This window comes from Methanomassiliicoccales archaeon (assembly GCA_038740345.1).
Taxonomy (GTDB): Archaea; Thermoplasmatota; Thermoplasmata; order Methanomassiliicoccales; family UBA472; genus JAJRAN01.
On the sequence record JAVYMA010000023.1, the window covers coordinates 19,939 to 29,555 of the forward strand.

Genomic DNA, 9,617 nt, shown 5'->3' on the forward strand with positions numbered 1-9,617 from the left:
AGGAAAAAGTAGTAATAGCTAGGTGAGGAATCGAAGGCGAATCGAGTTTCGGCGGATGGTCATGGAAAGGGTCATGCATCGTTACAGCAAGGAGCAAGTATTGGGGCTGATGGAGCCCCTTATCGAGGAGTGGTTCACATCGAAGTTCGAAGACCTGACCGAGCCCCAGGCCTACGCCATACCCATAATCCATAGGCGAGAGAGCGTCCTGGTATCCAGCCCCACCGGCTCGGGGAAGACCATGACCGCCTTCCTGAGCATAATCAACGAGCTTTTCAAATATGCCAAGGCGGGGAAGCTGGAGGAGAAGATCTATTGCGTGTACGTCTCGCCCCTTAAGGCGCTGGCCAACGACATCAACCGCAACTTGGAGCAGCCTCTGCAGGAGATAGCGGAGCTGGCCCGCAGGGAGCATGCTGACATGCCTAACATCCGCGTGGGGGTTCGCACAGGGGACACCTCCCAAGCAGAGCGGCAGAGGATGCTGAAGCGCCCTCCTCACATACTGATCACCACGCCTGAGTCCCTGGCCCTGGCGCTGGCAGCCCCCAAGTTCAGGGAGAAATTCACTGGCGTGGAGTATGTTATATTGGATGAGATTCACGAGGTCTGCGATTCCAAGCGAGGGGCGTTCCTCTCGCTCACCTTGGAAAGGTTGCAGGAGCTGTGCGGCAAAGGCGTCACTCGCATCGGCCTTTCGGCCACGCTTGCCCCTATCGAGGAGATAGCGCAATTCCTGGCAGGATATGAGGACGGCAGGCCCAGGGAGGTGAAGCTGGTGGAGGTGAGGACCAGGAAGAACCTGGACCTCAAGGTGCTATGCCCCGCCGAGGACATGACCTCCTTGTCCTATGAGATCACCAACTCCAAGATGTACGACATGCTCAAGGAGATGATCGACCAGCATCAAAGCACCATCGTTTTCACCAACACCCGCTCGGGGACGGAGAATGTGGTGTACAAGCTGAAGGAAAGAGGGCTGGAGAGCGTGGAAGCGCATCATGGATCCCTTTCCAAGGAGACCCGCCTGGATGTGGAGGAGCGACTTAAGTCAGGGCAATTGAAGTGCGTGGTATCCTCCACCTCCCTAGAGCTAGGGATAGACATCGGCTTCGTGGACCTGGTTTGCCAGATAGGCTCCCCCAAATCAGTGGCCAAGGGCATGCAGCGGGTGGGCCGCAGCGGGCACTCGCAGGGCAAAACCTCGAAAGGGCGCATGATCGTGTTCGACAAGGACGATCTGGTGGAATGCGCCGTGCTCTGCCGCGCGGCGCATCGCGCCAACATAGACCGCGTATCCATACCGGAGAATTGCCTGGATGTGCTAGCGCAGTCCTTGGTAGGGATGAGCATAGAGAAACGATGGGAGGCGGAGGAGGCTTATCGCTTGGTGCAGCGCTCTTACTGCTATCGCCACCTTCCTAAAGAGACCTTCCTGAACGTGCTGAGGTACCTGAGCTCCAAAGAAAGCTTCGAAGGCGTGTATTCCAAGATTTGGTACGATGAAGAGGAGGGCCGATTCGGCAAGAAGAAGGGCGGCCGCATGATCTACTTCCTCAACCTCGGCACCATACCCGAAGAGGCGAATTACAAGGTGGTGAACGAGCGTGGGGTTTTCATCGGCGACCTCTCCGAGAAATTCGTGGAGCGCCTGAGCCCTGGGGACGTCTTCGTCCTGGGGGGCCGCACCTATGAATTCCTCAGGCTGAAAGGCATGAGAGCCTTTGTCAGGTCCGCTTCCGGCCGTAAGCCCACAGTCCCTTCCTGGACAGGAGAGATGCTGCCACGTTCCTTCGATCTGAGCATGGAGGTGGCCAAGTTCCGCCGCGAGCTCTCCTCCCGCTTGGACGAGCCGGAGGAACAACTCATCCGGTGGCTGGTGGATGATTTCGACATCGATGTGGGCAGCGCTCGCTCCATCCTCTCCTACTTCAAGGAGCAGAGGTCGGCGGTAGGCCTGATACCTGACGATCGAACTTTGGCTGTGGAGGGATACCTGGACAAGGCTGGGGGACATAATATCATATTCCATTTCCCCTTCGGTCGAAGGGTCAACGATGCCCTCTCGCGCGCTTATGCCTTCCAGCTCACGAACAAGCTGGGTTGCAATGTGAGTGTGAGCGTGGTGGACGACGCCTTCATGATAAGCATACCCAAGCGCGTCAAGTTGAGCGAGCTGGAAGGGCTGGTGCCCAGCCAAGCATTGGAAGGGATCCTGCGCAAGGCGGTGCGGGACTCGGAGCTCTTTAAGCAGCGTTTCCGTCATACCGCCGCCCGCTCCTTCATGATCCTGCGCAACTACAAGGGAAAGGAGGTCTCAGTCAACCGTCAGCAGGTCCGATCAGGCTACCTGCTTGATTACCTGTCAAGCCTCCCAGGGGTGCCGGTCATCGAGGAGACCTACCGCGAGATTTTGGAGGACGTTATGGATCTGGCCAATGCCAAGAAGGTACTTTCCTGGCTGGAGTCGGGGGAAATACGATTGGCCACCTTGGACTTCTCCCCTTCCCCCTCCCCCTTCGCGCATAATGTGGTGCTAGCTGGCATTTCCGACATCGTCCTGATGGAGGACCGATCCTCGCTCCTGCGCGAGCTGCATCGCAAAGTCCTCTCCAAGGTCATGGAAGGGGAGCTGGACCGTTTCGAGTTCGAGGAGGACGCGGTGTCCGATTACTTCCGCAAGAAGCGCGGCCGAATGGAATCGAAGGAAGAGCTGCCTAAACTCTTGAGAAGGCTTGGGCCTATGCACATCTTCAAGGAGAAGGGCAGGAGCATCTATCCCTATTCCTCGGCCTCGAAGGAGCAAGTGGACGCCTGGGCCGCCGAGCTTCTGAGCGAAGGGAGGATCGCCTCGGTATACTTGGATGACGTGGTCTTCGTGGCCGCCGAGGACCTGCCCGCCTATTCCTCCCTTTTCCGCCGCGATCGCGCCCTCAACGATACTGACCTCGCTATCCTCGAAGCCTTGCGAAAGCCCCAGAGCGCCACGGAACTAGCGGAAGAAGTAGGCATGGACGTTGATAAGGTGGTGCGCTCCCTGCACGCCTTGGAGGTAACGCAGCGGGTAGGCAGGCAGTCCTACCATAACGGCCGATGGAGGTATATGCGCCGGGAGCCTCCCCACTATGACCGTAAGAGGGCGCTGACAGAAGCCATCGTGACCTATCTGGGAGCCTACGGCCCTTCCACCGCAGAAGAGGTGGCCTTCGCATTGGGGCAAGATGAGGCGGAAGTTAGGAGAGAACTATCGGCCTTGGTGGCAGAGGAAGTGCTGGATGAGGGGCATTTCATCATCTCCGAAGGCATACAATATATGCTCAAGCTGGACCGTCTGCGCCTACGTCAGGGGAGCTCCCAGGCCTTCGACTCTCGCACCGTCGATGCCTTCCGGCGCAGCAAGCTAGCCGGTCCCTTCTCCGACGAGGTGGAGTGCCTCAGGCGCCTGGGGCCCACAGGATTGCTGTTGGACATCTACCGTCGCGTGCTAGACTTTGATAAGAAGCGCTGGGAGCGGTTGCGCTCCTCAGGCAGGGTGCTGCTGGGCCGATTCTTGCGGGGGAGGGTGCGCTATATATTGGCAGAGGACGCGCCCTTATACGTCAGTGCTTATCGCCAAAGCGGTCTGACCTCCTTTGACCAGAGGGTATTGGAGGTGCTCTCATCCTACGGAGGGCTGAGCCTGAGGCAGCTGGTCTCGGAGATGGGGGCGGAAAGGGAAGAGGTCAAGGATTCGTTAGATCGTCTTGATAGGAACATGTATGTAATACGAAAATACGAGGAGGGCGAGGACTGGTCGCGAGAGAACGTGTATCTACCATTACAGGTTGAAGAATACCGGGGGGATGCCAGGCTGGAGATGGTGCGCCGCTTCCTTGCCGCCTATGGTCCTGTTCCCTTCCAGGCCATAACTGCCTATACCTCCTTCTCCCCCGATGAGGTGCGCTCCTGTCTCCTCAGGCTGCGGGCGGAGAGCATAGTGGTAGGGGATGCTCGCGTGGAGGAGTTCCTGCTGCCTCAGGACATGGAGCCTTTGCGCTCCTTCAGACCTAGGGAAGAAGGGACCAAGGTCGTTTCCTTGTACGATCCTGAGGTGCAGCCCCTGTGGGCTGAGATAGCCTCCCGATTCGGGGAGGGCTGGATCTTCCCCGTTCTGTCTGAGGGAAGGTTGGTAGGAGCAGTGGAGAGGTGGAACATGAGCGGCTGCGTCGAGGTGCGCTCCCTGGATCTCGACGACCCAGGAATGCTACCCCAGGCACTGAAGGCGCTGGATGAGGTGATGGAGTTCGATCGCATGCAAGGATATGACATCGTGCGTGTGAGGGAGGTCCTGGGGAAATCCGTGCCTGAGCTTCCGCCTGCCACAGCACAAGCGCTGGAGAGCGCGGGATATGTGCGCATAGGGGACCTGTATGCCAAAGGCCGTTTGGTGGCGCGCGTCTTGAGTAAAAGCGAGATAATCTCCTATCTCTTCGCCAGGCAGAGACTGAGCGGTCGCAAATATGACAACGTCCTCACCGCCGTGAAGCGCATGGGGGGAGTGAGGGGAGATTGGGAGAGCTATCTTCGATGCCAAGTCAGGGTGCCAATAAAGAAGCTGCATGAGCAGGGGCATGTGGTGAAGGTCATGGCCATCCCCGAGTTCTCCACCTTCACCACCATGGAGCACGCCTCCCTCTACCGTGATGCCAAGGGGGTGGAGATGGATCAGGACATGCGTGCGGTGATGAGCATAGCCGAGGACCACAGCTCCATCTCGCGACGCAAGCTCTTCGACCTCTCCCCGCTGGGGGAGAGGCGTACTCACGACGCCGTACGCCGCCTATACCTGGGCAGCTGCCTCTGCCTGGACGGTGCCAATCGCTTCAAGGCGGTCCCTTCCGGGGGTCGTGAGCCGAGAGAGGCTAGGAAGCAAGTGATCCGCCTGCTCTTCGATAACTTCGGACTGATGAGCGCCGAGGACCTGGCGCGTCTGATAAAGTTCGAGATCAGCATGAGGGAACTGCGCTCCATCTTAGCGGAATTGGAGGATGACGGGGTCCTGGTCAAAGGCTTCCTGGTGCAGGGGGAGGATTCGGTTAATTGGATGCTGGCCAAGGACGTGGACAAGGAATTCCCTGAGCCCAAGGGCCATATCGTGCTCTCCCCCCTTGACAGGCTTTCCTATTTCCTTGCACCCCAGATTAAGGAGCGCTTCGGCTCCCTATGTTATGTCATCTTCTCAGGATCGCACATGACTGGAGGCTTCATGGCCAAGAAGAAGGGCAATGACCTTTATGTCTCGGAGGTAATGGGAGGGCAGGAGGCCAAGGCGGCTATGAAAGCTTACGTGAGGTTGATGGGGATGACCATAAGGGAAGGGGAGACAGATGAGCAAGAGGAATGGGAGCTGCAGGAGTTCTACGACCGCACCCATCCCGGCTAGATCACCTTTCCTTGTCCAGTATCAATTGGGCCACCTTGCGGCCGGACAGTAGCATTCCTCCGAATATCGGTCCCATGCGCGGCGCTCCCATGACGGCATTGCAGGCCATGCCTGTGATATAGAGGCCTGGATACACTTCCACAGTGTTCTCTACGGTCATTTGCTCTCCTACCTCGGCCCACATGCTCTTCTCCCCCTCGATACGACCTGTAGGCGTGTTCAGCCTGCCCACCTTGCGCTGCACCACATTCACCACCTCAGCCGGATGGCCAGTACCATCAATCACGTACCTCGATCGCACCGCTATGGGGTCCACATGCAAGCCTGCGACCTCCACTGCCGAGGAGTTTATGACCACCCCACAGACCCGGTCCTGGCGGATGACTACATCCTCCACCGTAATGGTGTTGAAGAGGCGTGCGCCGGCGTCGATGGCGCTGGAGATGAGCTTGGCGCTGGCCTCCACCGAGTCGGCGGTGTAATAGCCATCTCCTCCCCCTTCCAATCTTACATGGATCTCATCAAGCAATGGTTTCGACTCCTCCTGAACCACGATCACGGGGAAAGTAAGGCCTCCACCCCACATGCCTCCACCGGGAGTGAGCTTGCGCTCGAAAATCACCACCCTCAATCCTCCTTTCGCCAGATACCGTGCCGCCGTCAAGGAGGCAGGGCCGGCACCGGCGATTACCACATCCACGTCCAGGCTGGAAAGGAATTCTCGGGCGTAGCGCTCTATGATCTTGCGCGAAACCATCACTTCGTCTATGGGCATTTTCAGCTCACTTCCTCAGGCAATGCTCGATGTGGGATTTAGGGATGGCGTAAACTATCGTGAAATATATAGATTGTTGCAAAAGCGCTTCTGGAAAGCGACACTCCCTTCCCTTCACTGGTTAAGCAACGAAAATATACGCTCAGCGTCTGCCTTTCGCCCTACCTTTAAATAGGATTCATAGGCCTGGCGCAACATCGAGGCACGCTCTTCTGCATCACCTGTCATGAGACCCAGCTCCTCATAGATGGAAGCCATCGCAATCACGTCCCCAGAAACGGTGGCATAATGCAGTGCCTCACGCATCTCCATCAAAGCACGTTCGCACTGTCTAGCCTTCCTTGCCAACAAGCCTAGGCGAAAATGGACCACCGCCATGCCATGCGCATCCCCTATGGGTAGGAGCTTTCTCCTTACTGTCTCAAGAGCATCCATGGCCTTTAGCACATGCCCTTCCTCTTCCAGGATCATTGCCCTCTCGATTCTCGCCTTGCATGCCATCTGCACGTCGCCCCGCTTTTCCGCCAATGCCTCAAGTTCAAGAGCCTCGTCCTCTGCTTCTCTCAGCCTCTCGCCCTCTCGCAACATCTTTACCAGGGCCCATCTCACCTGACACTCGAATCTCAGGGCCGCCGACCTCTTTCCCCAGGGCGTCCTACGCATCCGCTCTAATAGCAGGCGGCGAAGCAGATCGATGCCTTCTCCCTCTCTATCTAGTTCTGCTAGCAGTTTAGCGCGTTCTACCGCTGCTTGCCAACTATCCTCCATCATCCCTATCCTGAGAAATGCTGACTCTGACTCCTCCAATCTACGCCAAGCCTCCTCCGCTCTCCCTTGCGCTCGTAACAGAGCGGCGAGATTCCGCAGCGCCTGTCCCTCGCCTGCCATGTCTTCCGCCTGGTGCGCCGCCGCTATCGAATCCCGAAATAGAGGCTCCGCTCGGGAAGGGGAACCCCTGTCCCATTCCACCATGGCCAAATTATTCAGGGCTGCCGACAATACATGTCCATCCTGGATTTCCTCAGCTATCTCCCTCGCCTTTTCAAAGAGGTCTCTCGCCTCCTCCAAATCTCCTTTGCGTCTGTATGCTGCCCCTAGGCTCATCAGCTCTCTGGCCTCCCCCGCGCGATCCCCTAATGAACGGTAGAGGCCGAGGGCACGTTCATGGGCTTCGAGAGACTGCGTCCATCTCCTTAAATCCATTTGGATCCTAGCCTTGCGCTCTAATGCCTTGGCCTTTCTGATATCAGATAAGCTCACATTGAGGAGGGCCTCGTCATAAACGCTCAATGCTTGCTCCTCTCGGCCCAGCTCCTCTAGGGCCAAGGCGAGACACATCAACATCTCGAATTGCAGGTCAGTCATCCCTTCCCATCCCCTTAAGGTCTGCAATATCGCTTCCATCTCCTCAGGGAACATATAGGCCAATCTCTCTCCCTCACCGCAGATCACTTTTCTCACGAGGTCGATATCCTTCGCTTTCACCGCGTGGTATAGCCCTTCCAGTCGTTTCTCTGCATCCTCACCGCTGAGGTAGAATCTCGCCGCAGCGGCATGCAATTCTTTGCTCCTTTCTCCACTGATGTGGGTGCGAAAATGTGAGAGCAACAGGTCATGGCTATAAACTCCTTCCTCGTTCTCTATGAGAAATCCCTTTTTCCTCAGCCCCTGCAACGCAACCCGCTGCTTTTGGCTCAATGCCGCCAAGGGAAGAGGTCGGCGATGCACCGAGATCGCTTCCATCGCTTCGAGCTCATCCTCATTCAATGAGGATGTCATCTCCTGATCGAGAAAGGCAATAGCTTCTCCCACACCCTTTGATTCGCCGCTCGAGGATAAGATACTGATGAGGAGCGGATGCCCTTTGCTCTGCTTGATGATCGCCTCCACATTCTCCGCCTTCTTGGATAGGGCCATCTGCCTGGCGGCATTATCGTCCAACCCTACCAGATCAATCCTGGCACAATCAGGTCGTCCCACGGGATACCAATCTGGGATAACCTTGGATATCAGTATTAGCTTGGCCCCTTCCGCGGCCCTGACCGCCTCCAAAATAAAGTTCATGAGGAGAAGCATGGATCCTCTGGCCTTCTGCGCGTCATCCAAGAATAGAATTAATCGGCTTAGAGACAAATCCTTTACCAACTCGGGGTAGGACTCTTTGATCGAAAGCCCTTCCTTGCTGCGCATGGCTAGCCCCAGCGCTCCCGAGGCGACTAAGATCTCGCGGAGTTCTTGAATCAGTCTATCCTCTGACTCCCACTCATGAATTGTATGCCATAGTTGAGGCGCATTGCCGATATTCTCCTCGAATATTTGAGAGGCCAATGCACTCTTGCCAATTCCTGGCAATCCGGTTATTAGGATTGTTTTCACCCTTTCAACATTCAATAGAGTTAACAGCTCTTCCTTCTCCCGTCCTCTTCCGTATAGAACCTCTACCCTAGGCCTGCCGTGAGATATGGAGGGCATCAGGTTATCCTTCCTACCAATCGTAGTTAGCAGGAAGGATTCGCTCAGCACATCACATCGGCAAGCAGCGTCGAGCAGATCGAACAAGCCGATGGCTTTGCCACCTCGGCTCACAATTTGCATGACCTCCTCCAGAGTCGCCTCCCTTCTCTCCTCCCCACTCTCGAACGAGATCCTCATTTGCTGCAGATCCTTTGCAATGGAGTTCGCTGTGTCTCTCCCTTTGGCTGTTAGAAAGTAGGCCTTTCTTCTCTTCTTTGCGCCTTTAAAATGGGCTAATTTCTCCATGACCAGCCCCTCATCGATAAGCGGGGCCAAAGCCCTAGACACGTTATGCACCTGAGTTCGGAGCCGCCTAGCGATGCCCTCTTGACTAGCCCAGATGGGTATCTCAATCTCATCCCGATAACGGTCCATCTCCATCAGATGCAATAAGAGCCTCTCACGTTGGGAGAGATGGATTCGTGGCATTGATGACGCATAAAGATATCAACAAAAATCACTTTTCGTTAAAAAAAGATGTGACTTTTGATAAAACTACTGCAAAAAAGCACACTTCCTTTATTACCTTCTGTAAGGACTATAGCGGCAAGAGGTGATGCAATGGACCTCAATGGCAGAAAAGTCAGCGGATTGATGTTAGCCCTTATCCTTATGGTTGGGGCGTGCACCATTCCTGTAGGCGTCGCAGCGGAACAAGCCGACTTATATGATCAGATCACTATCGAGGATGGTCCTACAGAGCTTCTAGGAGGAGGGAATCATTTCCTAGTTCGTTTCGGTGAGGACTGCGCTTTCGGCATACTATGGGGGACGGAAGAGAATCCTAACAATGTTTACCTCGTCAGCATCATCGCGCGCTATGTTGGATTGGCGCAATTCTATGACGACGAGGGCAGATTACTCAGAGCCAACCATTCCATGAAGCTCTACACCATTTATGCCGTC

The 9,617-nt window shown here is 56.0% G+C and carries 4 protein-coding genes; 2 read left to right on the forward strand and 2 right to left on the reverse strand.

Annotation, left to right across the window (positions count from 1 at the left end):
- The first annotated feature begins 61 nt into the window (after positions 1–61).
- On the forward strand, positions 62–5,422 hold the full coding sequence (locus QW520_07670) for an ATP-dependent helicase (protein MEM0449680.1): 5,361 nt from the start codon (positions 62–64) through the stop codon (positions 5,420–5,422).
- A 1-nt stretch (position 5,423) separates the two neighbouring features.
- On the opposite strand, the gene QW520_07675 is transcribed toward QW520_07670, so the two are convergent.
- Entirely contained in the window at positions 5,424–6,197 is a 774-nt protein-coding gene (locus QW520_07675) for a sulfide-dependent adenosine diphosphate thiazole synthase (GenBank protein ID MEM0449681.1), read from the reverse strand.
- Between the two features lie 114 nt (positions 6,198–6,311).
- Positions 6,312–9,140, reverse strand: coding sequence for a tetratricopeptide repeat protein (locus QW520_07680; protein MEM0449682.1), 2,829 nt, complete (start codon positions 9,138–9,140; stop codon positions 6,312–6,314).
- A gap of 132 nt (positions 9,141–9,272) precedes the next feature.
- Here QW520_07680 and QW520_07685 point away from each other — a divergent pair.
- A partial coding sequence (locus tag QW520_07685; GenBank protein ID MEM0449683.1) for a hypothetical protein occupies positions 9,273–9,617 on the forward strand: 345 nt, incomplete at its 3' end.

Excerpts from the sequence above, each read along its gene's own strand:
- QW520_07670 (MEM0449680.1), top strand. The coding sequence starts at position 62 with ATGGAAAGGGTCATGCATCGTTACAGCAAGGAGCAAGTATTGGGGCTG.
- QW520_07675 (MEM0449681.1), bottom strand. The coding sequence starts at position 6,197 with ATGCCCATAGACGAAGTGATGGTTTCGCGCAAGATCATAGAGCGCTAC.
- QW520_07680 (MEM0449682.1), bottom strand. The coding sequence starts at position 9,140 with ATGCCACGAATCCATCTCTCCCAACGTGAGAGGCTCTTATTGCATCTG.